We start from the raw sequence: 21,843 nt of genomic DNA, 5'->3' as shown, positions 1-21,843 counted from the left end.
CACGGCTTGCCTACTGCTTACCGCACAGCGAGACGACCTTCTGCTCTTCCTCCGAGAGGCTGGGGCCGGGGCTGGGAGTAGGTGCGGTCGTGGACTGGGGCGTGGACTTCTGCGGAGCCTCGGTCGAACCCGAGGGGTTCGGCGTCGGCGTGTTGGACGTGAAGGAGGCGGGTGTGGTTCCCGTGGTGCCTCCGGCCTCGCCCTCGCCGGTCTTCGCGTTGCTCTTGCTCTCGGCGGTGCGTCGCTCGGCCTCCTTCCGGCATGCGGAAGCCTGTACCGCGAGTTCGTCGATCTTCGACCGGGCGCCGTGCAGGTCGCCCTCGGCGATGGTCGCCTCGACCAGCTTCCGCTGGTAGGGCGGCAGGTACTTGAGTTCGATCTCGGGGTGGTCCTTCTCGACCTTCGACAGCGAGACCCAGGCCAGGTCCTGGTTGATGCCCTGGTAGAGCGCGACGTGCTCGCCGTTGGTGCCGACGTAGTACTGGGTCTGCGTCCAGCGCCAGCCGCCGTACACGCTGCCGCCGAGGACGGCGAGGGTGAGCAGGCTGAAGAAGGAGCGCTTGATCCACTTTCGGCTCTTGCGGGGCTTGACGAAGTCGTTCTCGTCGTAGTCGAAGCCGTCGGTCTGGATGAAGCCGGTGACGTCGCCGCTGCCGGGCGGGCCGAACTCGCCCCCGCCGCCGCCCTGGCCGCGCCTGCGGCCGAGACCGGCGGCGCGGCCTGCCGGGGTCTGCATGGCGCTGCTGTCGTGCGGCTGGTTCTGGTTCTCGGCGACGGCGCCGACCACGACCGGGGTGTCGGACAGCTGGCCGGCCAGGGTGTCACCGGTGTCGAGGTCGAGGACGTCGGCGACGATCACGGTGATGTTGTCCGGGCCGCCGCCGCGCAGCGCCAGCTCGATCAGGGTCTGCACGGTGTCCTCGGGGCCCTGGTAGCCCGCCAGGGCCTCTTCCAGGGTCTGGTGGGAGACCACGCCGGACAGACCGTCGGAGCAGATCAGGTACCGGTCGCCGGCCCGGACCTCGCGGATGGAGAGGTCGGGTTCGACGTGCTCGCCGCTGCCGAGGGCCCGCATGAGCAGGGACCGCTGCGGGTGGGTGGTCGCCTCCTCCTCGGTGATCCGGCCCTCGTCCACCAGCCGCTGCACCCAGGTGTGGTCCTGGGTGATCTGGGTGAGGACGCCGTCGCGCAGGAGGTAGGCCCGGGAGTCGCCGACGTGCACCATGCCGAGGCGCTGGCCGGTCCACAGCAGGGCGGTCAGGGTGGTGCCCATGCCCTCGAGCTGGGGGTCCTCCTCGACCATCATGCGCAGCTGGTCGTTGGCGCGCTGCACTGCCGTGCCGAGGGAGGTGAGCAGGTCGGAGCCGGGAACGTCGTCGTCGAGCGCGACGATGGTGGAGATGGCCTCGGAGGAGGCGACCTCGCCTGCCGCGGCGCCGCCCATGCCGTCGGCGATGGCGAGCAGGCGGGGACCGGCGTAACCGGAGTCCTCGTTGCCCTCCCGGATCATCCCCTTGTGTGATCCGGCGGCGAAGCGCAGGGACAGGCTCATGCGCACCTCGCCCGTCGGCTCCGGGTACAGCCGGTCGTGTCGAGCCACACTGCCCACCCTCCGGTCGGGAGCGCGCCGGGGTCTTGGGTCGGGACCCCCACCGCGTGCTCGCTCCGCTCGCGTTCTGTCATTGGTGTAGCACTACTTCCGCAGCTCGATGACGGTCTTGCCGATGCGGATCGGCGCACCCGGTCCAATCGGTGTGGGTGTCGTGAGCCGGGACCGGTCCAGGTACGTGCCGTTCGTGGAGCCCAGGTCCTCGACGATCCACTGGCCGTCGCGGTCCGGGTAGATCCTGGCATGGCGGCTGGAGGCGTAGTCGTCGTCCAGCACGATCGTGCTGTCGTGCGCCCGGCCCAGCGTGATGGTCTGGCCCTGGAGCGCGACGGTGGTGCCGGTGAGGGTGCCCTCGGTCACGACCAGCTTGGTGGGGGCGTTTCGGCCGCGGCGGCCGCCCCCGGACTGCTGGCGCTGCGGCGGCGGTGCGGCCTGCCGGGCGCTCTGTTGCGGCCGGGTGGCCTCCCGGCGTGCGCCGCGCTGGGTGACCCGCGTGCCGAAGAGGTCACTGCGGATGACCTGCACGGCCACGATCACGAACAGCCACAGTACGGCCAGGAAACCCAGCCGCATGACCGTGAGGGTCAGCTCTGACATTGCCCCCGCTTCACCCTTCGGCTTGCCGGTAAATGATGGTGGTGCTGCCCACGACGATCCGCGAGCCGTCGCGGAGCGTAGCGCGGGTGGTGTGCTGTCCGTCCACCACGATGCCGTTGGTGGACCCGAGGTCCTGGATCGTCGAGGGCGTTCCGGTCCGGATCTCGCAGTGCCGGCGGGAGACGCCGGGGTCGTCGATCCGTACGTCGGCCTCGGTGCTGCGGCCCAGTACCAGCGTCGCGTCGGAGATCTGGTGGCGGTTGCCGTTGATCTCGACCCAGTAGCGGGTGCGGCCGGCGGACGGGGGCGCTGCGGGGGGCCGCTGGCCGCCTGCGGCAGGCGGGTATCCGTAACCGCCGGGCGGCGGCGCGGCCGGCATGGGCGGGGCTCCCGCGGGAGCGGCCGGCGGGTATCCGTAGCCGCCGGGGCGGCCGGCGGGCGGGGAGCCCGGGCCGGGGCCCGCGGGGCCCGCCTGGCTGCTGGAGGAGGCGAGCGTACGGCTGCGCACCCGGTACAGGCCGGTGTCGAGGTCCTCGGCCTTCTCCAGGTGCACCTTGATGGGGCCCATGAAGGTGTAGCGCTGCTGCTTGGCGTAGTCGCGCACCATGCCGGCGAGTTCGTCGCCGAGCTGCCCGGAGTACGGGCTGAGCCGCTCGTAGTCGGGGGTGCTCAGTTCGACGATGAAGTCGTTGGGGACGACGGTGCGGTCGCGGTTCCAGATGGTCGCGTTGTTGTCGCACTCCCGCTGGAGTGCTCCCGCGATCTCCACGGGCTGCACCTCGGACTTGAACACCTTGGCAAAGGTGCCGTTGACCAGGCCTTCGAGCCGTTGCTCGAATTTCTTCAGGACTCCCATGGGGCACCTCCTCCGTCGTCGCCGTCCTGTGTACTGCCCTGTCCACCGGGTCTACTGCCCGGTGCGCCGATCCGCGCACCGTCTACCTGGTACTGCTTACTGATCGTATCCACGCCCCGGTCGATCGGCTGGTTCCCCCTGCCTGCCCGGCCGACCGGTGTCGATGCCTGACGGAGTTCTCTCGGGGTTCCCTCCGGGAGGCATCTTCGAACTCCTTCGGCCGTGTTCGTGCGAGCCGCCCTGCCATGGATCGTAGAGGGGGTTGTGGACCAGTGTCCCGTACGCGGCTGTGCACTCCGTCCGGCACCTGGGGAGACGAGGGCTACCGGTACGAGGTTGATACGTGAAGTGGTTCTCGTGGAGGGGGCGGGGACATATCCAAGCGCATCCATGCCCGTACGTGCCCGTCGGCACCTGTCCGTGCGTGCGGGCGGGCGTGTCCGGGACGGGGCGCCGTTTCTGTTCGAGGTGTGACGTCCTCGTACGGCGATGCCGCCCGGGCGGGTGGGGTCCGGGGCGAGGGAAAGGGATGTGAATCCACCTCGATCAGCGTGCTAATGTTCTGGTGTCGGAAGGCGCCGAACCACTACGGGGCGGGGCTGAGGACACACCCAATGCGCGGGTGGCGGAATAGGCAGACGCGCTGGATTCAGGTTCCAGTGCCCGCAAGGGCGTGGGGGTTCAACTCCCCCCTCGCGCACATCGAGAAAACGACGGAACGGGTCGCTGCGAGTGACGAAAGTCACCGCAGGGGCCCGTTTCTCGTTTGCTGAGGGCGGTGCGGTGATGCACGGCCTGGCTGAAGCGCGCAGGGGCCCCGCCCGTGAGGTATCTCACGGGCGGGGCCCCTGCTTCGTCTGCCCGTGGTTCGTCGGTGTCTGCCCTGTTCGCGGTCGCGTCCTCGTTCGCTCTTCACGGCTTGCGGGCTCGCGCCTGGAAGCCACCCCCGGAGACCGGTCTGCCGGTTCGTCAGAGCTAAGGTGCGCTGAACCGGCCGGTTCGTGACCACTCCAGATACGGCTGGATCTTTTCGGTCGGTTTCGTGAACGTGCCGGTGGGCCGGCCCACCCGGATTCCGTCGGCAGGGGGTCAGAGTTCAGACGTCGCCGAGACGCACCGATCCTGCTGAGACGCATCGCACCGCCCTCCTGATCGGCCCGCCCGACCGGGGAGGTCGCCGGCGGCACGGTCCGGGGATCGCCCGGTGCCGGTGGGCGGAGTGCGGCGGGCTTCCGCGGGCCGCCGGGGTGCAGTGGTCTCCGAGTCCGTCATGGATGCAGATCCGGTCTCTGCCGAAGAGAGGCCCGGGCCCGGTGGGTCGTTCTCCCTCGTGTCCGCGCACAGGCGGTGGACACGAGGGCGTACGCCTGACGGCCGAGCGGGCGTCGAGCGGGCCCTGAATCAGGTGCGTCGAGGCCGCCCGATTCGCACGCCGAGAAAGTTACCTCTCGTTACACAACCATTCACCCCATCTACATGTCGAACACATGTATTACCCAACTCTCGGCCGGCTTCCGAGCCGCATCCTGGAAGGGACATCGAGCAACCATGCTCCAACCGCTGCGTGCCGCGCTGCGCATACATACATGGGGCGGATTTGCGCTGGCGCTTCTGCTCGGGGCGAGCTATGCGGCGCTACCGTTGTTCGCTCTGCTCCCCCATCTGTGGGGGTTCATCGCCGCGTCAGCCGTCAGCTATGTCGTGGATGCGCGGCTGCACCGCGTCGAGCCCGCCTTCATCCGCCGGCTGGCCGCGCTCAGGGTCGACCGGGTCACCCGATTCCTGGCCCGTGACGTGCTGCTTCTCATGCTGGCGGTACGCATGGAGGCGCCCGAGCCCGTGCTGGCCGCCGGGCTGTTCGTCCTGGGCGCCCAGTTCGGGATGCTCGTGCTCTACACCGCGCTGCACCGCGTCATCCGCCGGGAGCGGGCGCTGCCGGTCGCCGTGCGCAACATGGACATGGGCGACGCGGGTATCCCCAAGGCTCCGCCGGCCATGCTGTTCCGCCGTTACCTGCGCCGGATGCTCCACCTCGACCTGCCGATGCACGCGGGGCTGCTCGCCGGTCTGGCGACCGCCGGCTGGACCTTCACCAAGGCCGGATACGCGGTGAGTCTCGGTCTGTCCGCTCTCCTGCTGCTGGCCCTGGCCGCCCAGGTACGAAGGGCCCGCCGGACGCCGGAGCGGGAGGAGATCATCGCCACACTCAACCGGCAGCTGGCCGACTACCGGCCGGAGGTGGCCCTGTACTTCAGCTTCGCCGCGGTTTCCCGGGACTTCATGTACCAGGTCAACATGTGGATCGAAACCCTGGAGAACCTCGACCGCCGCCCGCTGATCATCCTGCGGGAACGTGCCTCCTTCGCCTACCTCAGCCGCACCCGTCTCCCGGTCGTGTGCGTGCCCAGGGCCGACGACCTGGCCCAGCTCGAACTGCCCGACCTGAAGGTGGTGCTGTACCCGGGCAACGCGGGCAAGAACGTCCACATGCTGCGCGTCGCCGAGGCCAAGCACGTCTTCATCGGCCACGGCGACAGCGACAAGCTCGCCAGCAGCAACCGGGTCAGCAAGGTGTACGACGAGATCTGGGTGGCCGGACGCGCGGGCCGTGACCGCTACCAGCGGATCCGGCACGCCATCGACGACGCCGCGATCGTGGAGGTCGGCCGTCCTCAGCTGGCTCCGATCCGACTGCACACCGAGCACGTACCCGGTCCGCTGCCCACCGTGCTGTACGCGCCGACCTGGGAAGGCTGGAGCGACGACGACTGCCACACCTCCCTGATCCCCATGGGGACGGAACTGGTCAGGGCCCTGCTCGACGAGGGCGTACGGGTCCTGTACAAACCGCATCCGCTGACCGGCAGGCGCTCCGAGGAAGCCGCGGCCGCCGACCAGGCCATCCGGGAGATGCTCGACGCCGACAACCACCGACGCCAGTCCGCCGACGCCCTGCCCGACTCCGCCGTCGATCCGGAGTCGCGGATGCAGGAGATCAGGGAGCGGCTCGACGAGCTCGCCGGCCGCAACCGAATAGGCGACGACGCCCAGCAGACGCGCGACGCGCGGATGCCGGAGCACACCGGCTCCGACGAGTGGCACGCACTGGAAGCCGAATGGCACCGCCTCTTCTGGAGCCGCACCGGCCCCTCCCGCCACCAGGTGATCACCGGTCAGCTGCCCACCCTGTACGAGTGCTTCAACCAGGCGGACATCCTCATCAGCGACGTCTCATCGGTCGTCGCCGACTTCGTCGCAAGCCTCAAGCCGTATGTCCTGACCAACGCCAATGATCTGCCCGACGAGGAATTCCGCGCCGCCTACACCACCGCGGGCGGGGCCTATCTCCTCGACCGGGCCTGCACCCGACTGCCGGAGATCCTGCGGTCGGTGCGAGAGCCGCGTCATGACCCGATGGCACTCGACCGGCACACGCTCAAGGAGTACGTCCTCGGTCCCGACCAGCCCACCTCGATGGAGCGGTTCAACACCGCCGTCAACACCCTCGCCGAGACGGCCCTCCTCCATCAGCAGGAGCAGGAACCGAGCGGCACGCTGTTGGTACCGGCCCTCGACGCGGACCGAGCCGGCCTGAGCCGACCTGAGCCGAGCTGACAGGCAGGGTGATCGGCGGCTGGTCCACTGTGGCCAGGCGGACCGCTGCGGCGAGGAGGCCGTGGCGGTCCTGCTGTCACGCCCGCTGACGGATCTCGGCGAGTACGACCGGGTGCGGGCGGAGTGGGTGCGGGCGGAGTGGGTGCGGTCCAGGGGGTGTGATGAGCATCTCATCGCGTTCCGGGTAGGGATTCGAGCTTCTGCTCCAGGGGATAAACCGACGAATTGGTTTGTTCCTGGGGGTGGATGGGCGCAAGCGCGGGCCGGTGTGCGGGGAGTCGGTCAGGGAGTGTCGAGGAACGACCGGTACCAAGAGGCCGCACGGGGGAAGGTGTGGGCGAAGGCGTCGCCCGGGGAGCAGTCCAGGGTGCTCCAGAAGGAGTCGTCCCTGAACCAGTGGTCGACGGTGAGCATGCCGAGGTGGTGCAGGGCGCGCGGTGAGTCGGCGGCTCGCGCGTAGGCGGTCGTGACGTCCACCGAAGCGCCCTCGGCGGGCTGTTCCACATGCGCGCACACGGCCCCGAGCAGCTCGGACGCGGAGACGGGGGCCGGGTGGTTGACGTAGTGGACCCCGGGCTCGAGGGCCGGGGAGAGTGCCGCGGCGACGGCGGCGCGGCCCAGCGTGTCCACGTCGATCATCGAGTGCAGGGCTTCGCAGCCCGTCACGGTCGCCGACAACTCCCGCAGGAGTCCGACCAGTCCGGGCACCATCCAGCGGTCGCCCTCGCCGTACACCAGGTGGGGGCGCAGCACCAGGCCGCCCGCGTCCAGGACGTGCCGCTCGGCGGCGGCACGGGCGCGGCTGGTGGCGGAGGCGGGGACGACGGGGGCCTCGCCCGGCCGTACGCCGTGGAAGGGGCCCCGGCCGTGGACGGCGGCGGTGCTCACGTAGAGGATGCGGCGCACCCCGCCGCGTACCGCCTCCTCCACCAGGGCTTTCGTGCCCCGGTCGTTGACCGCCGCGAGCGATTCCGGGTCGCCGCTCACGCGTGAGGCGCAGTGGACGAGTACGTCGATGCCGGTGCAACTGCCGTACAGGGAAGCGGGATCGGCGAGGTCGCCGGGTACGGTCTCGGCTTCGGCCTCGGTGGGTGTGTGAAGGGCGTGGCGGGACAGCAGACGGACGTGGGTGTCCGGGTGTCGGTGTGCGGCCGCCGCGACCCGGCTGCCGATGAAGCCGGTGCCGCCCGTGATCAGAAGGTTCACTGTTTTCGGCGTCACAGCGGCGAACGTACCGGGGCGTGGTCAGGGGTGCGGCCGTGAGGTGCCGAGGTGAGGGTGGCGGTGAAGACGGGCTTGTCGTTCTGCCGGCCGGAGATCTGTACGGTCACCTCGCCGTGCTCGGTGGCGTCAGCGGTGTCGGTGTCGGTGTCGGCCTTGTCGAGGACTTCGGCTTCGAGCAGGCAGGGGCTGTCCAGTTCGGCGTAGCGGCTGAAGGAGGCGGCCATGTCGGTCGGCAGGAAGGGCCGTCCGCCGGATGCCGCGGTCGCGGCCTGGCGGGCCGCCTCGAACAGGACCATGCCGGGGACGTGGTCGTTGGGCCGGGGGAAGAGCACGGGGTGGCCGGTGTCGGCCCGCAGGAGCCAGGTGCCGGGGCGGTCGGCGGGGGCGAGGACGACGTCCTCCGCGCGGTCGCGGCCGACCAGTTCGGGGGCCACGGGGGGTGGCAGGGGTATCGCGCTGTCCATGGCGTCCAGTTGCCGGGCCCGCAGGCGCCGGTAGGCGGCCGGTGAGGTGCAGCCGGTGCTGCCGGTGCCCCGGGCGACGAGCCGTCCCGCGCGGCGGAACTCCATGGTCGTCCGCATGCTGCTCAGTCCACGCCCCCGGCGGCGCACCTCGGAGCAGACGACGTCGATGGTGACCGGCTCGGCGGCGTCCACGAGTAACAGCCCGGAGGGGTCCGCGGTGACCGACAGGTCCCACATGACGAAGTGGGTGTCGAGTGGGGCGCCGAACTCGGCGTGGGCGAGAGCCATCGAGGTCTGGCGCAGGGTCTCGCCGATGATCATCGGGTCCTGGTGACGATCGTCGGCGGGGCCGAAGAAGGAGTGGTCGGCGGGCCAGTGCGCGGTGACGCGGAAAGCGAGGTCGGAGAGGCGTGTCCAGTCCGTGGGGAAGACGTCCGCCGCGCGGGTGCGGTGCGCGAGTCGCTCGGTGACCCGGGTGGCGCCGGGGCCGGTGCGGGCACCGGCAGCCTGTCCGGCCACGTTTGCGGGCCCGCCCCCCTGTCCGGTCTGATCCTCCGTGGATGTACTTGAAGGACCTGACTGCGGCATGGGAACCCCCCGAGTGGACGGCCTGGATCCGGTCGACTTTCGCACTAAGATACGGACGAGCCGGTTTTTTTCAAGGGTGATCCATACCGTTGGAGACGAGCCCACGCGCCCGCACGGCATCACGATCACGCATGGCGCCCGCGCGGCGACTTCACGGCGATCCACGAGATCCACGGAGATCAGGAGGCACCCGATGGCGCGACAGGAGCGCGCGATCCGCACACGGCGGACCATTCTGGACGCGGCCGCGGCCGTCTTCGACGAACGCGGCTACACCTCCGCGACCATCGGGGAGATCCTGGACCGGGCCGGGGTGACCAAGGGTGCCCTGTACTTCCACTTCGGCTCCAAGGAGGAGCTCGCGCTCGGCATCTTCGAGGAGCAGCTGGCGGTCACCCTGCCGCCCCAGGCGAGCAAGCTCCAGGAACTCGTCGACTCCGGTCTGGTGCTGGCCCTGCGGCTGCGGACCGATCCGCTGGTGCGGGCCAGTGTCGGACTTGCCCTGGATCAGGGGGCGTTGGGGCTGGACCGGACCCCGGCGTTCCGTATGTGGATCGACCAGACCATCCGGACCCTGGCCGAGGCGAAGGCCGGGGGCGAACTGCTGCCGCACGTCGAAGTGACGGAGACGGCTGAGCTGTTGGTCGCGAGTTACTCGGGGGTGCAGCTCCTCTCGCAGCTGCGCTGCCAGCGGCAGGATCTGGAGCACCGGGTCGTCGTGCTGTTCCAGCACATGCTGCCGGGCATCGCGGTTCCGGCGGTGCTGGCCCGGCTGGACATCTCGGCGGACCGCGCCCAGCGGGCCCTCGCGGAGGGACGGCTGGAACCGGTGGGGGGAGATGTCGCCGAGGCGGGGTAGGTGGGGTAGGCGGAGTGGGCGGGTGTGGGCACGGGGGTGGATGTCGGTGTGGGGATGGGCGTGGGCGTGGTGAGGCTGGGGCAGCAGTTGTGGCGGGTGGTCACAGGTGCGCGTGTGGGGGAGAGGGGTGTCCACAGCACCGGAGTTGTCCACAAGACCTGACGCGTTTCGTCCACCGGGTTGTACGGTCGGCACGGTTGATGTCTTGGCCTGCGCCGATACCTGTGTCGACGTCGGGCCGAGGGCCGTTCGCGTCGGTCGTCGACGCGTGCGCGTGGTCGAGCGTGTGTACGGACGTACGTGTGGGCGTACGGGGAGGTGGTTGCTGTGACCGAGATCGTTGCCGGTGGGGCCGGCACGGAAGAGGTGCCGGCGTGGACGGGGCCGGACGGTCGGGCGGCCGGTGAGGTGCGGCTGCCGCGTGTACGGGGCTTCGCCGCATGGCCGCCCCAGGATTCGGCCAAGGAGGACGGCAAGGCCCTGCGCCGGCTGGTCCCCCGCAGCGCCCACGCCGCTCTCGACCTGGACCCCTCCCGCCCCGACGCGGTGAGCGCGGTCGAGGAGTCCAGCCGCGGCCGGCTGCCCGAGCTGACGCCGATACGGGTGGGCAGGATGGCGGCGACACCGTTCGCCTTCCTGCGCGGCGCGGCGGGCCTCATGGGCCATGACCTGGCCCATACCCCCATGACGCGGATCCGCGCGCAGATATGCGGCGACGCGCACGCGGCCAACTTCGGCCTGTACGGCGACGCGCGCGGCGGACTGGTCATCGACCTGAACGACTTCGACGAGACGGTGTGGGGCCCCTGGGAGTGGGACGTCAAGCGGCTCGCCACCTCGCTGGTGCTCGCGGGCCGGGTGGTCGGCGCGGACGAGGACATCTGCCGCAAGGCCGCCCATGACGTGGTGGGCGCCTACCGCCGCACGATGCGGCTGCTGGCCAAGCTGCCGGTGCTGGACGCCTGGAACGCCATCGCCGACGAGGAACTGGTCTCCCACACCGACGCGCACGATCTGCTGGGCACCCTGGAGCGGGTCTACGCGAAGGCCCGCGCCAACACCAGCGGCCGTTTCGCGGCCAAGTCCACCGAGGCGACGGCGGACGGCGGACGCCGTTTCGTCGACGCCCCGCCGGTACTGCGGCGCGTCGACGACGCCGAGGCCGCCGCGGTGGCCCACTCCCTGGAGGAGTACGTCGGCACCCTCCAGCCGGACCGGCTTCCGCTGCTGGCCCGGCACGCGGTGCAGGACGTGGCGTTCCGCGTCGTCGGCACGGGCAGCGTGGGCACCCGCTCGTATGTCGTGCTGCTCCTGGACCACCGGGGCGAGCCCCTGGTCCTCCAGGTGAAGGAGGCCCGGGCCTCGGCGCTGGTCCCGCATCTGCTGACGGCCGGCTTCGACGTCCCCGACGCCGACCACGAGGGCCGGCGCGTGGTCCTGGGCCAGAAGAGGATGCAGGTGGTCAGCGACAACCTGCTGGGCTGGACGACCGTCGAGGGGCGGCCCTTCCAGGTCCGGCAGTTCCGCAACCGCAAGGGCAGCGTCGACCCGACGGCCCTGGCCGCCGACCAGGTCGACGACTACGCCCGGATGACCGGCGCCCTCCTGGCCCGCGCCCACTCCCACAGCGCCGACCCCCGCCGGATCGCCGGCTACTGCGGCAAGAGCGACGAGCTCGACGAGGCGATGGCCGACTTCGCGCTCCGCTACGCCGACCGTACGGAGGCCGACCACGCGGATCTGGTGGCGGCGGTGCGGTCGGGCCGGATCGCGGCGGAGACGGGGGTCTGAGCAGCGGGGTCGCTCGGCAGGGGGCCGGGCCGGATGACCGGATGTCTGTGTGTCGTGTGCGGTGTCTCCTCGGGGGTGCTGCAGACGATCCGACAGGTGGTTCGGCGGGTGGTTCGGCGGGTGGTCCGGCCTGCGGTTCGGCGGGCCGGGCCGGTGTGGGGAGCGGGCCGGGTGGGCTCCGGGGGCGGCGGCGGTGGCCTACGCTGTGCGGGTGACGACCTCGGAGGGTGAGCAGGGTGGTGGCGGCGCCGGTGCGGAGCAGCAGGTGACGGCCGAAGGTGGTGCGCAGCGGCCCGAGGCGCGGCTGGAGCAGGCCGTGCGGGCTGCCGAGCAGGCGCTGATCGAGTTCGAGATCGCGGTGGACACCTTCCGCATCGAGGTCGAGAACTTCTCCCGGCTGCACGAGCAGCGGCTCGGCCCCGTGTATCTGCGCCTCGAGGAACTGGATGCCCGGATCCTGGAGGCCAAGGCCGACCGCACCGGTGATCCCGAGGACCGTCGGCTGGCCGAGGACGCGCGCTCCCGGTTGCTGCCGATCCCCGGTGTGGAGCAGCTGCTGAACGGCTGGATGGACGGCGACGGCCTCTTCCCGGAGGCCTCGGCCATGCTCACGGACCAGCCGGTCCGGACCCCGGAGCGGGTGCGGCCCAGCGAGGAGGCCCGCAAGCTCTACCGCGACCTCGCCCGCAAGGCGCACCCGGACCTGGCGCAGGAGGAGCCGGAACGCCGCCGCCGCGAGGACTTCATCACCCGCGTCAACGCCGCCTACGCCCGCGGCAGCGAGGCGGAGCTGCGTGAGCTCACCGAGGAGTGGGCCGCGGGCCCGAAGCCGAAGGAGCAGGCCCCGAGCGCCGTCGACGAGCTCTACACCCGGCTCGAGTGGCTCGCCCAGCGCAAGGAACTGCTCACGCTGGTCGCGAAGGAACTCGAGGAGGGTGCCATCGGCTCGATGCTCCGGCTGGCCCCGGACGACCCGGACCGTCTCCTGGAGGAGATAGCCGAACAGCTGCGCGCCCAGGTGGCCGAACGCGAGGCGGAGCTGGCGGCCCTGCAGGGCTGAGCCGTGGAGCGGCCGGAATCCCGGCCACCCCGCGGTGGGGCGTCCGGCTCGGTTGCTTCCGGTAGCGTCGGGGGCATGAGTTTTGCGACTGGAGTGCCCACGGTCGAGGTCACGGACCTCAAGGACGGCGACTTCCTGTTGGACGTCCGCGAGGACGACGAGTGGAAGTCCGGCCATGCCGAAGGGGCGCTGCACATCCCGATCAGCGAGTTCGTCGCCCGGTACGGCGAGCTGACCGAGGCGGCCCCGCAGGACGGCCGGGTGCATGTGATCTGCCGTTCCGGCGGGCGCTCCGCCCAGGTCACCGTGTATCTGGTCCAGCAGGGCATCGACGCCGTGAACGTGGCAGGCGGGATGCAGGTGTGGGAGTCGGCGGGACGCCCCGTGGTCACGGATGAGGGGCAGCCCGGACACGTGCTGTAGTCCGGGTGCCGGAACAGGCTCTGGAAGCGGGCAACGGCCCTCAGCGGTCGAAGTCCAGCTCCACCCCCTCCGTCACCGGATGCGACTGGCAGGCCAGCACGTAGCCCGCCTCGGTCTCCTCCGACTCCAGTGCGAAGTTGCGGTTCATCCGGACCTCGCCCGAGACGAGGAAGGCACGGCAGGTTCCGCACACCCCGCCCTTGCAGGCGTAGGGGGCGTCGGGGCGGTTGCGCAGCACCGTCTCCAGCAGGGACTCGCCGTCCTGGACGGGCCAGGTGCCGCCGCGCCCGTCGAGCAGGGCGGTGACCGTGCTGTGGGCGGGGGCCGGTGCCGCGGGAGCGACCGGTGTGCCGGTGTCCACGTGGAAGATCTCCTCATGGATGCGGGAGCGGGCCACGCCCAGGCCGCGCAGCGCCCGCTCCGCCCCCTCCACCAGCCCGTACGGGCCGCACAGGAACCAGCCGCCCACCTGCTCCACGGGCAGCAGCGCCGGCAGCAGTGCGGTGAGCCGCTCCTGGTCGAGCCGCCCGGACGGCAGCCCCGCCTGCTGCTCCTCCCGTGACAGCACCGTCACCAGCTGGAGCCGCTCGGTGTAGCGGTCCTTCAGATCGGCCACCTCCTCCAGGAACATCGTGGAGGAGGCCGTGCGGTCACTGCGGATCAGGCAGAACCGGGCCTCGGGCTCGCGTCCCAGCAGGGTCGAGACGATGGACAGCACCGGTGTGATGCCGCTTCCGCCGACGATCGCCGCGTACCGGCCGGGCGCGGGCCGGAGGATGAACCGGCCCGCCGGGGGCATCACCTCCAGCTCGTCCCCGACGCCGATCTCCTTCAGGGCGTACGTCGAGAAGGCCCCGCCGTCGACCAGCCGCACCCCCACCCGCAGCGTGCCGGGCCCTTGGCCGTCGGGCGCCGGGGAGCAGATGGAGTAGGTGCGCCGGATGTCCTCGCCGTCGGCCCTGCGCCGCAGGGTGAGGTGCTGGCCCGGGGCGTGGCGGTACTGCTCGCGCAGTTCCGGGGGAACGGCGAGGGTGAGGGCGACGGAGTCGTCGGTGAGCCGCTCGACCGCGGCCACCCGGAGCCGGTGGAAGCGCGCCATCACAGCTCCTTGAAGTGGTCGAACGGTTCGAGGCAGGAAAGGCACCGGCGCAGCGCCTTGCACGCCGTGGACGAGAAACGGCTGAGCAGTTCGGTGTCGGCGGAATCGCAGCGCGGGCACCGCACCGGCTCCGGAGCGGCGGACGCCTCGCCGGCCGGTGGAGCGCCGGCCAGCGGGTCGCGGGTGCGGGTCGGGCCGAGGCCCACCGGGACCGCTCCGGACGGCGGCCGTACACGAGGCGGGGCGATGCCGAACTCCCGCAGCTTGCGCCGCCCCTCCTCGGTGATGTCGTCGGTCGACCAGGCGGGCGCGAGCACCCTGCGGACGGTGACCTCACGCACGCCGTGTCCGCGCAGGACCCGCTCTATGTCCGCCGACATCGCCTCGACGGCCGGGCACCCCGTGTACGTGGGGGTCAGCTCGACCTCGACGGAGTCCGTTCCGCGCGCGTGCACCGCGCGCACCACGCCCAGCTCGCGCAGGGTCAGCACGGGCAGCTCGGGGTCGGGCACCGAACCGGCCAGTTCCAGGAGTTCGGCCTCCAGCGGGGTGGTGGGCGCCGTGGTCACCATGTCGCCCCCGGGTGGCTGCGGTGCAGGTGCTGCATCTCGGCGAGCATCCGGCCGAAGGGCTCGGTGTGCAGTCCCTGGCGGCCGGCACCGGCCGTCCAGGCCCCGGTGCGCGGTCCCTCGGGCAAGGTGAGGGTGGCCCGGCGCAGTATCCGGGCGATCTGCTCCAGCCAGGCCGCCTCCAGGGCCGGCCAGTAGATGTCGAGGCCCTCGACCGGCTGGAACATCTCGCCGGTGTACCGCCACAGGGCGTCCACGGCACGCTGGGTCCGGGCCCGGCTGGTGTCCGTGCCGTCGCCGAGCCGCAGGGTCCACTGCTCGGCGTGGTCGCGGTGGTAGGCGACCTCCTTGACGGCCTTTCCGGCCAGCGGCGCGAACGGGCCGTCACCCGCGGCGAGTTCGGCGTGCAGGAGATGCTGGTAGGTGGAGAAGTACAGCTGGCGGACGATGGTGTGGGCGAAGTCGCCGTTCGGCTGTTCCACCAGCTGGAGGTTGCGGAAGGCGCGCTCCTCGCGGAGGAACGCCAGCTCGTCCTCGTCCCCGGCCGTCGACAGCAGCACCCGGGCCTGGCCCAGCAGGTCCAGCGCGATGTTGGCGAGGGCCACCTCCTCCTCCAGCACCGGGGCGTTGCCCGCCCACTCGCCCAGGCGGTGGGAGAGCACCAGGGCGTCGTCGCCGAGGGCGAGCGCGGCCGTCGTGCGGGCGGTGTCGTCCTCGGCGGCCGTCTGTGCGGGGGCGCCGGGTGGTGTCGTCACAGGTGCCGCACTCCCTCGGGGATCTCGTAGAACGTCGGGTGCCGGTAGGGCTTGTCGGCGGCGGGTTCGAAGAACGGGTCCTTCTCGTCCGGCGAGGAGGCGGTGACCGCGGACGACGGCACGACCCAGATCGAGACGCCCTCGCCGCGCCGGGTGTACAGATCGCGGGCGTTGCGCAGGGCGAACTCCGCGTCCGGGGCGTGCAGGCTGCCGGCGTGGGTGTGGGAGAGCCCCCGGCGGGAGCGCACGAAGACCTCCCACAGGGGCCAGTCGGTGTCGGTCATGTACGGGGTGCTCCTGTCTCGCCGTTCGCGTGCTTGGCCGCGTGGGCCGCTGCCGCCTCCCTGACCCAGGCACCCTCCTCGTGGGCGCGCCTGCGCCGGGTCAGCCGCTCCTCGTTGCACGGGCCGTTGCCCTTGAGGACGTCCCGGAACTCGGCCCAGTCGATCGGGCCGAAGTCGTGGTGCCCCCGCTCCTCGTTCCACCGCAGGTCCGGGTCGGGGAGGGTGAGGCCGAGCGACTCGGCCTGGGGGACGCAGATGTCGACGAAGCGCTGGCGCAGCTCGTCGTTGGAGTGCCGCTTGATCTTCCAGGCCATCGACTGCGCGGAGTGCTGCGACTCGTCGTCGGGCGGGCCGAACATCATCAGGGACGGCCACCACCAGCGGTCCACCGCGTCCTGGGCCATCGCGTGCTGCTCGGGGGTGCCGCGGCTCAGGGCCAGCAGCAGCTCGTAGCCCTGGCGCTGGTGGAAGGACTCCTCCTTGCAGATGCGCACCATGGCGCGCGCGTACGGACCGTACGAGCAGCGGCACAGGGGCACCTGGTTGGTGATCGCGGCGCCGTCCACCAGCCAGCCGATCGCACCGACGTCGGCCCAGGTCAGCGTGGGGTAGTTGAAGATCGAGGAGTACTTCTGGCGGCCGGAGTGCAGCTTGTCCAGCAGCTCCTCGCGGCTGGTGCCGAGGGTCTCGGCGGCGCTGTAGAGGTACAGGCCGTGTCCGGCCTCGTCCTGCACCTTGGCCATCAGGATCGCCTTGCGGCGCAGCGACGGCGCGCGGGTGATCCAGTTGGCCTCCGGCTGCATGCCGATGATCTCGGAGTGCGCGTGCTGGGCGATCTGCCGGACGAGTGTGGCCCGGTAGGCGTCGGGCATCCAGTCGCGTGGTTCGATCCTCTCGTCGGCGGCGACGGTCGCGTCGAAGGCACGCTCGTGTCCCGCGCCGTCGAGGAGCGGGTCACCGGCACGGTCGCCGGCGCCGTCCGGTGCGTCATGCGTACGGCCGCCGACCGTGCCGCGAGCGGCTGCTGTCGCCATGAGGTCCCCCTCGACCTTGGTTCTTCTCGACCTTGATTCTTCTTGCTCTGGGTCTTCCCGCTCTGGGTTCTTCCCGGAACACGCTCCCGACCGATCGTTCGGTTCGTGCGATTCCATGGTGAGACGGCCGCCGCAAGGTGTCAACAGCTGTGGATGACCTCCGGGGCTGTGCCCCGGAGGCCGGTGCTGAGTACCGTTCCGTGCGACACGGTGAAGCCGCGAAGCGGTGTGCGGGCGGTACGACGGCGCCGCGGCCGGGACACGGACCGGGAATGTGGGAACGGGGCGGGATGAACGCGTACGACGAGGGCTCGCACGCCCGGCAGGAGCGGGCCGGGCCGGACGGACCGGAGGAACCGGGCGGCCTCGCCCCGCCGCCCGAGCCGGCCACCGGCGTGGCCGCCCTCTCCCTGCGGCACCGGATCGCCGCCGCGGTGGCCCTCGGGGTCGTCGCGGTCGTGGTCTGCGTGCACCTCGGGATGACGTTCCTGCACGTCGCGCCCGCGAACACGGTCTCCAAGGAGCACGGCACGGCGATCGAGGACTGGATCTACCCGGAGTTCGAGCAGAACTGGAAGCTGTTCGCGCCCAATCCGCTGCAGCAGAACATCTCCGTCCAGGTCCGCGCCGAGATCCTGACGGCGGACGGGGGAGTGCGGACCACCGGCTGGTACGACCTGTCCGCCCAGGACGGCCGGGCCATCGACGGCAACCTCCTGCCCAGCCACACCCAGCAGAACGAGCTCCGCCGCGCCTGGGACTTCTTCGTCGCCACGCACGACGAGGACGATCGTCCGGTGGGCATGCGGGGCGCGCTGGCCGAGTCGTATCTGCGCCGGATCATGGTGATGCGGCTCGCACGGTCGGACGCGGCCGGGCCGGGCGGCGTCGTCGACCGGATCCAGGTCCGGTCCCGCACCGTCAACGTGCCGCCGCCCCGGTGGAGCGAGGAGCAGGTCTCGACGAAGCCGGTGCACCGCACCCTGCCCTGGTGGCCGGTGCCGGAGGACGAGGCACGGGAAGGCATCGGGTGAACCGCTTCTCTCTCCTGGTCTTCGCTGCCGGCGCACGGGTCTCCGCTGCCGGCGCACGGGTCTCCGCTGCCGGCGCACGGGTCTCCGGCGCCGTCGCACGGGTCACCGACGCCGCTCTCGGCCCGTACCAGACCGCAGTGATCCGGATCGGCTTCAGCGCGACCTGGCTGCTGTTCCTGCTCCGGGAGTTCCCCCACCGCCAGGAGCTGTACGGTCCCGACGGCCCGTGGGACTGGGATCTCGCCGATCAGCTGGTCGGGTCCAACGGTGCCTTCACCGTGCTGCTGTGGTCGGACGGCCAGGGCTGGTTCGAGGCCGGCTACGCGCTCGCGGTGGTGTGGAGCGTGCTGCTGTTGCTGGGCTGGCGCACCCGCACCATGTCGGTGCTGTTCATGGTGGGTGTGCTGTCGCTGCAGAACCGCAGTGTCTTCATGGGCGACGGCGGCGACAACGTCCTGCACCTGATGTCGATCTACCTCGTGTTCACCCGCTGCGGCCAGGTGTGGTCGCTGGACGCGCGGCGCGCCCGGCGCGAGCAGCGGGCCCGCGCGCGTGGGGAGCGGCCGCGGGACCGGGTGGGTCCCGCGCTGTGGAGCGTGCTGGGCTTCCTGCTGCTGACGGCGACCCTGGCCGGCCGGCTGGACGGCGACTGGTTCATACCGGCGCTGCTGTGGGCCGTCTGGGTGGTGCAGGCACTGTGGTGGCTGGTGGGGCGGCGCGCGAGGACCCCGCAGCCACGCATCCTGCTGGACGTCGTCGCCAACGTCGTGCACAACGGGGCCCTGCTGGTGATCATGGCCGAGGCCTGTCTGATCTACGCCACGGCCGGCTGGTACAAGATCCAGGGCTCCCGCTGGCAGGACGGCACCGCGGTCCACTATCCGCTCCACCTGGAGTACTTCTCCCCCTGGCCGGCCCTCGGCGACCTGCTGACCGCCAGCGGCACCCTGGTGATGCTGGTGACGTACGGGACGGTCGCCGTGCAGGTCGCCTTCCCGTTCACCCTGTTCAACCGGCGGGTCAAGAACGTGTTCCTGGTACTCATGATCACGGAGCACGCCGTGATCGCCGTGGTCCTGGGACTGCCCTTCTTCTCCCTGGCGATGATCGCGGCCGACGCCGTCTTCCTGCCGACGACGTTCCTGCGCCGTCTGGGCAACGGCTCCACCCGGGCGTACGAGTGGGTGCGGGCCCGCGGACGGTGGCCCCGCAACCGTACGGGCGGTCCGTCCGCCCCGGGGCCCCGGCCCGCCGACCCGGAACCGCGTGGGGGTGGCCGGCCGGCCACCCCCATGCCGGGGAAGGCGCTCGGCCCCCGCACGTAGGCTGCACGTCATGGCCGCCCCCGATCCCGCCTCCGCCCCCGATCCCGCCTCCGCCCCCGTGCCCGGCACCCCCGTCCCCGACCGGGATGCCGGTCCCGTGACCCGCTGGCACCGGCGGAGCGGTACCGCCGTCCTGCTCGACGGCTTCCACGCCCTCAAGCACGCCGTGCGCTTCGGGGCGAAGGTCGAGGTGGCGGTCACCGCGGACCGGGCCGCCGCGCTCGCCCTCGCGGACGAGCTGGCCCCGGACGTCCGGGACGCGCTGGCGGCGCTGCTGGCCGAGGTGCCGTACGAGACGTACGCCTCGCTGGTCCCGCGCCCGCATCCCACCGCCGTCGCCGCCCTCGCCGTACGGCCCTCCCGCGCGGGCAACCTCGAGAAGCTGGCGCACACCCCGCGCACCGCCCCCGTGGTGGTCCTGGACCTCCCGCGCAACCTGGGCAACGCGGGGGCCGTGATCCGGCTGGCCGCCGGTTTCGGGGCGACCGGTGTCGTCACCACCGGCACCCTCGACCCCTGGCACCCCACGGTCGTGCGGGGCGGGGCCGGGCTGCACTTCGCGACCGCCGTGGAGCGGCTTCCCGTCGACGAACTGCCCGCCGGCCCGGTGTTCGCGCTCGACCCGGAGGGGGACGACATCCGCGCGCTGAAGCTGCCGGACGACGCGCTGCTCGCCTTCGGCTCGGAGCGCAGCGGGCTCTCGGCGGAGCTGCGCGCGCGGGCCGACCACCTGGTGGCGCTGCCGATGCGCCCCCAGGTCTCCAGCTACAACCTCGCGACCAGTGTGGCCATGACGCTGTACCACTGGAGCGCCACGGGGGACGCGTCCTAGCAGGGCGGCCGGTGGGGCCGATGGGCTCCGCGCGCCTGCGTCCGCCGCACCGGTCCGTCACGCCTCCCGGCGTACCTCGATCACCCGGAAGCGGTTGGCCACGAACGCCGCGTCGGTGAGGGTCGCGTTGGCCGCCGGGTTGCCGCCGGAGCCGTGGAAGTCGGAGAACGCGGCGGTCTGGTTGACGTACACCCCGCCGGTGAGGTTGAGGGAGAGCTGGGCCGCCTCCTCCAGGCACACCTCCCGCACGGTCTCCTCGACCTCGGGGGAGGTCGTGTACGCGCCGACGGTCATCGCGCCCTTCTCACGGACGGTGCGCCGCAGCAGCTCCGCCGCGTCCGAGGCGGAGTCGACCGCGACGGCGAAGGAGACCGGTCCGAAGCACTCGCTCAGGTAGGCGGCCTCGGCGTCCGGCTTCGAGCCGTCCAGCGTCACGATCACCGGCGTGCGGACCACCGCGTCCGGGAACTCCGGGTTGGCGATCTCCCGGGAGGCGAGGGCGACCTCGCCGAGACCGGCGGCGGCCTCCAGGCGGGCCTTGACATCCGGGTTGACGATCGCGCCGAGCAGCGCGTTCGCGCGTGCGTCGTCGCCGAGCAGGCCGTCGACCGCCTTCGCCAGATCGGCGACGACCTCGTCGAAGGACCTGGGGCCCTGGTCGGTGGTGATGCCGCCGCGCGGGATCAGCAGGTTCTGCGGGGTGGTGCACATCTGGCCGCTGTAGAGCGAGAGGGAGAACGCCAGGTTGGCGAGCATGCCCTGGTAGTCGCCGGTCGACTCCACGATCACCGTGTTGACGCCGGCCTTCTCGGTGTGGACCTGCGCCTGGCGGGCGTTGGCCTCCAGCCAGTCGCCGAACTCCGTGGAGCCGGTGTAGTCGATGATCCGGATCTCCGGGCGTGTGGCGAGCGTCTTGGCGATGCCTTCGCCGGGCCTCTCGGCGGCCAGGGCCACCAGGTTCGGGTCGAAACCGGCCTCGGTGAGCACCTGGCGCGCGACCTGCACGGTGAGAGCGAGCGGCAGCACCGCGCGCGGGTGCGGCTTGACCAGGACCGCGTTGCCGGTGGCGAGGGAGGCGAACAGACCGGGATAGCCGTTCCACGTCGGGAAGGTGTTGCAGCCGATGACCAGGCCGATGCCGCGCGGGACCGGGGTGAACCGCTTGGTCAGCGTCAGCGGGTCGCGCTTGCCCTGCGGCTTGGTCCACTGAGCGGTGTCGGGGGTGCGCGTCTGCTCGGCGTACGCGTACGCCACCGCCTCCATGCCGCGGTCCTGCGCGTGCGGACCGCCGGCCTGGAACGCCATCATGAACGCCTGGCCGGAGGTGTGCATGACCGTGTGGGCGAACTCCGTCGTCCGGTCGCTGATCCGCCGGAGGATCTCGAGGCAGACCACCGCGCGGGTCTCGGCGCCCGCGTCCCGCCAGGCCCGCATCCCGGCCCGCATGGCGGGCAGCAGCACGTCGAGGTCCGCGTGCGGGTAGCTCACGCCCAGCTCGACGCCGTACGGGGAGGTCTCGCCGCCCACCCAGTCGTCCGTGCCGGGCTGGCCGAGGTCGAGGCGGGCGCCGAGCAGGGCGTCGAAGGCGGCCCTGCCCGCGGCCAGGTCCAGGCTGCCGTGCTCCCCGTAGGCCTTGGGGTGCTCGGGGTGCGGGGACCAGTAAGCGCGGGTACGGATCGCTTCCAGCGCCCGGTCCAGGGTGGGCCGGTGCTGGTCGATCAACTGCTGCGCGGTGAGTTCGGCGGCCATCGGGGACCAACTCCTCGTCGAGTTCGTGGGCCGGGCCCAGGCATGGGCGGGGGATGTCGGAACACGGGCGGTCAGA

At 71.6% G+C, this 21,843-nt stretch carries 19 protein-coding genes and 1 tRNA gene; 9 read left to right on the top strand and 11 right to left on the bottom strand.

All coding sequences use genetic code 11. From position 1 onward, the window contains the following. Window positions 1-10: 10 nt before the first annotated feature. The 3 genes from PYS65_RS17965 to PYS65_RS17955 form a co-directional block, all read right to left on the bottom strand. Window positions 11-1,552: a Stp1/IreP family PP2C-type Ser/Thr phosphatase gene (locus tag PYS65_RS17965; protein WP_279337986.1), complete on the bottom strand. Its 1,542-nt coding sequence runs from the start codon at window positions 1,550-1,552 to the stop codon at window positions 11-13. A gap of 141 nt (window positions 1,553-1,693) precedes the next feature. Then, window positions 1,694-2,206, bottom strand: a complete 513-nt coding sequence (locus tag PYS65_RS17960) for an FHA domain-containing protein FhaB/FipA (RefSeq protein WP_279334964.1) — start codon at window positions 2,204-2,206, stop codon at window positions 1,694-1,696. Between the two features lie 10 nt (window positions 2,207-2,216). Then, a complete protein-coding gene (locus PYS65_RS17955; protein ID WP_279334963.1) occupies window positions 2,217-3,062 on the bottom strand; it encodes an FhaA domain-containing protein in 846 nt (281 codons plus the stop codon). Between the two features lie 616 nt (window positions 3,063-3,678). On the opposite strand from PYS65_RS17955, the gene PYS65_RS17950 reads away from it, so the two are divergent. Both PYS65_RS17950 and PYS65_RS17945 read left to right on the top strand, forming a co-directional pair. Next, a tRNA-Leu gene (locus PYS65_RS17950) sits at window positions 3,679-3,762 on the top strand. Between the two features lie 848 nt (window positions 3,763-4,610). Beyond that, window positions 4,611-6,677: a DsbA family protein gene (locus PYS65_RS17945; protein ID WP_279334962.1), complete on the top strand. Its 2,067-nt coding sequence runs from the start codon at window positions 4,611-4,613 to the stop codon at window positions 6,675-6,677. A 282-nt stretch (window positions 6,678-6,959) separates the two neighbouring features. Here the strand turns inward: PYS65_RS17945 and PYS65_RS17940 are convergent, their stop codons facing one another. Continuing rightward, window positions 6,960-7,898, bottom strand: coding sequence for an NAD-dependent epimerase/dehydratase family protein (locus tag PYS65_RS17940; RefSeq protein ID WP_279334961.1), 939 nt, complete (start codon window positions 7,896-7,898; stop codon window positions 6,960-6,962). After that, window positions 7,895-8,884, bottom strand: coding sequence for a ScbA/BarX family gamma-butyrolactone biosynthesis protein (locus PYS65_RS17935; protein ID WP_279334960.1), 990 nt, complete (start codon window positions 8,882-8,884; stop codon window positions 7,895-7,897). The genes PYS65_RS17940 and PYS65_RS17935 overlap by 4 nt, the downstream gene beginning before the upstream one ends. 262 nt (window positions 8,885-9,146) lie before the next feature. Here PYS65_RS17935 and PYS65_RS17930 point away from each other — a divergent pair, with 262 nt between their 5' ends. The 4 genes from PYS65_RS17930 to PYS65_RS17915 all read left to right on the top strand — a co-directional run bounded on the left by PYS65_RS17930 (window position 9,147) and on the right by PYS65_RS17915 (window position 13,086). After that, on the top strand, window positions 9,147-9,812 hold the full coding sequence (locus tag PYS65_RS17930) for a ScbR family autoregulator-binding transcription factor (RefSeq protein WP_279334959.1): 666 nt from the start codon (window positions 9,147-9,149) through the stop codon (window positions 9,810-9,812). 366 nt (window positions 9,813-10,178) lie between these two features. After that, window positions 10,179-11,603: a DUF2252 domain-containing protein gene (locus PYS65_RS17925; RefSeq protein ID WP_279337985.1), complete on the top strand. Its 1,425-nt coding sequence runs from the start codon at window positions 10,179-10,181 to the stop codon at window positions 11,601-11,603. A 211-nt stretch (window positions 11,604-11,814) separates the two neighbouring features. Beyond that, entirely contained in the window at window positions 11,815-12,663 is an 849-nt protein-coding gene (locus PYS65_RS17920; RefSeq protein WP_279334958.1) for a hypothetical protein, read from the top strand. Window positions 12,664-12,756: 93 nt separating this feature from the next. Next, a complete protein-coding gene (locus PYS65_RS17915; RefSeq protein WP_279337984.1) occupies window positions 12,757-13,086 on the top strand; it encodes a rhodanese-like domain-containing protein in 330 nt (109 codons plus the stop codon). Window positions 13,087-13,126: 40 nt separating this feature from the next. Here PYS65_RS17915 and PYS65_RS17910 read toward each other — a convergent pair whose 3' ends face one another. Genes PYS65_RS17910 through paaA form a run of 5 tightly spaced genes read right to left on the bottom strand, consistent with a single transcriptional unit; the run spans window position 13,127 to window position 16,827 of the window. Further along, window positions 13,127-14,185 (bottom strand): 2Fe-2S iron-sulfur cluster-binding protein, encoded by a 1,059-nt coding sequence (locus PYS65_RS17910; protein WP_279334957.1) that lies wholly within the window; start codon window positions 14,183-14,185, stop codon window positions 13,127-13,129. After that, entirely contained in the window at window positions 14,185-14,757 is a 573-nt protein-coding gene (paaD, locus tag PYS65_RS17905) for a 1,2-phenylacetyl-CoA epoxidase subunit PaaD (RefSeq protein WP_279334956.1), read from the bottom strand. The genes PYS65_RS17910 and paaD overlap by 1 nt, the downstream gene beginning before the upstream one ends. Then, the gene (paaC, locus tag PYS65_RS17900) at window positions 14,751-15,509 is read right to left on the bottom strand and encodes a 1,2-phenylacetyl-CoA epoxidase subunit PaaC (protein WP_279334955.1); all 759 of its coding nucleotides are present in this window, start codon (window positions 15,507-15,509) and stop codon (window positions 14,751-14,753) included. The genes paaD and paaC overlap by 7 nt, the downstream gene beginning before the upstream one ends. Then, the gene (gene paaB / locus PYS65_RS17895; protein WP_279334954.1) at window positions 15,506-15,793 is read right to left on the bottom strand and encodes a 1,2-phenylacetyl-CoA epoxidase subunit PaaB; all 288 of its coding nucleotides are present in this window, start codon (window positions 15,791-15,793) and stop codon (window positions 15,506-15,508) included. Before paaB ends, paaC begins: the two co-directional genes overlap by 4 nt. Continuing rightward, entirely contained in the window at window positions 15,790-16,827 is a 1,038-nt protein-coding gene (paaA, locus tag PYS65_RS17890) for a 1,2-phenylacetyl-CoA epoxidase subunit PaaA (RefSeq protein WP_279334953.1), read from the bottom strand. Before paaA ends, paaB begins: the two co-directional genes overlap by 4 nt. A 290-nt stretch (window positions 16,828-17,117) precedes the next feature. On the opposite strand from paaA, the gene PYS65_RS17885 reads away from it, so the two are divergent. Genes PYS65_RS17885 through PYS65_RS17875 form a run of 3 tightly spaced genes read left to right on the top strand, consistent with a single transcriptional unit; the run spans window position 17,118 to window position 20,018 of the window. Next, entirely contained in the window at window positions 17,118-17,861 is a 744-nt protein-coding gene (locus PYS65_RS17885; RefSeq protein ID WP_279334952.1) for a DUF5819 family protein, read from the top strand. Next, window positions 17,768-19,186: an HTTM domain-containing protein gene (locus tag PYS65_RS17880; protein ID WP_423836101.1), complete on the top strand. Its 1,419-nt coding sequence runs from the start codon at window positions 17,768-17,770 to the stop codon at window positions 19,184-19,186. The genes PYS65_RS17885 and PYS65_RS17880 overlap by 94 nt, the downstream gene beginning before the upstream one ends. A gap of 10 nt (window positions 19,187-19,196) precedes the next feature. Next, window positions 19,197-20,018 (top strand): TrmH family RNA methyltransferase, encoded by an 822-nt coding sequence (locus tag PYS65_RS17875; protein WP_279334951.1) that lies wholly within the window; start codon window positions 19,197-19,199, stop codon window positions 20,016-20,018. Between the two features lie 57 nt (window positions 20,019-20,075). On the opposite strand, the gene paaN is transcribed toward PYS65_RS17875, so the two are convergent. Continuing rightward, the gene (paaN, locus tag PYS65_RS17870) at window positions 20,076-21,767 is read right to left on the bottom strand and encodes a phenylacetic acid degradation protein PaaN (protein WP_279334950.1); all 1,692 of its coding nucleotides are present in this window, start codon (window positions 21,765-21,767) and stop codon (window positions 20,076-20,078) included. Window positions 21,768-21,843 lie beyond the last annotated feature (76 nt).

It is taken from the genome of Streptomyces cathayae (assembly GCF_029760955.1).
Lineage (GTDB): Bacteria > Actinomycetota > Actinomycetes > Streptomycetales > Streptomycetaceae > Streptomyces > Streptomyces cathayae.
This window is presented reverse-complemented; position numbering and strand designations above follow the sequence as displayed.

Coding starts and splice junctions, on each gene's coding strand:
- PYS65_RS17965 (WP_279337986.1), bottom strand. CDS start 1,552: ATGAGCCTGTCCCTGCGCTTCGCCGCCGGATCACACAAGGGGATGATC.
- PYS65_RS17960 (WP_279334964.1), bottom strand. CDS start 2,206: ATGTCAGAGCTGACCCTCACGGTCATGCGGCTGGGTTTCCTGGCCGTA.
- PYS65_RS17955 (WP_279334963.1), bottom strand. CDS start 3,062: ATGGGAGTCCTGAAGAAATTCGAGCAACGGCTCGAAGGCCTGGTCAAC.
- PYS65_RS17945 (WP_279334962.1), top strand. CDS start 4,611: ATGCTCCAACCGCTGCGTGCCGCGCTGCGCATACATACATGGGGCGGA.
- PYS65_RS17930 (WP_279334959.1), top strand. CDS start 9,147: ATGGCGCGACAGGAGCGCGCGATCCGCACACGGCGGACCATTCTGGAC.
- PYS65_RS17910 (WP_279334957.1), bottom strand. CDS start 14,185: ATGGCGCGCTTCCACCGGCTCCGGGTGGCCGCGGTCGAGCGGCTCACC.
- paaD (WP_279334956.1), bottom strand. CDS start 14,757: ATGGTGACCACGGCGCCCACCACCCCGCTGGAGGCCGAACTCCTGGAA.
- paaB (WP_279334954.1), bottom strand. CDS start 15,793: ATGACCGACACCGACTGGCCCCTGTGGGAGGTCTTCGTGCGCTCCCGC.
- paaA (WP_279334953.1), bottom strand. CDS start 16,827: ATGGCGACAGCAGCCGCTCGCGGCACGGTCGGCGGCCGTACGCATGAC.
- PYS65_RS17885 (WP_279334952.1), top strand. CDS start 17,118: ATGAACGCGTACGACGAGGGCTCGCACGCCCGGCAGGAGCGGGCCGGG.
- PYS65_RS17875 (WP_279334951.1), top strand. CDS start 19,197: ATGGCCGCCCCCGATCCCGCCTCCGCCCCCGATCCCGCCTCCGCCCCC.
- paaN (WP_279334950.1), bottom strand. CDS start 21,767: ATGGCCGCCGAACTCACCGCGCAGCAGTTGATCGACCAGCACCGGCCC.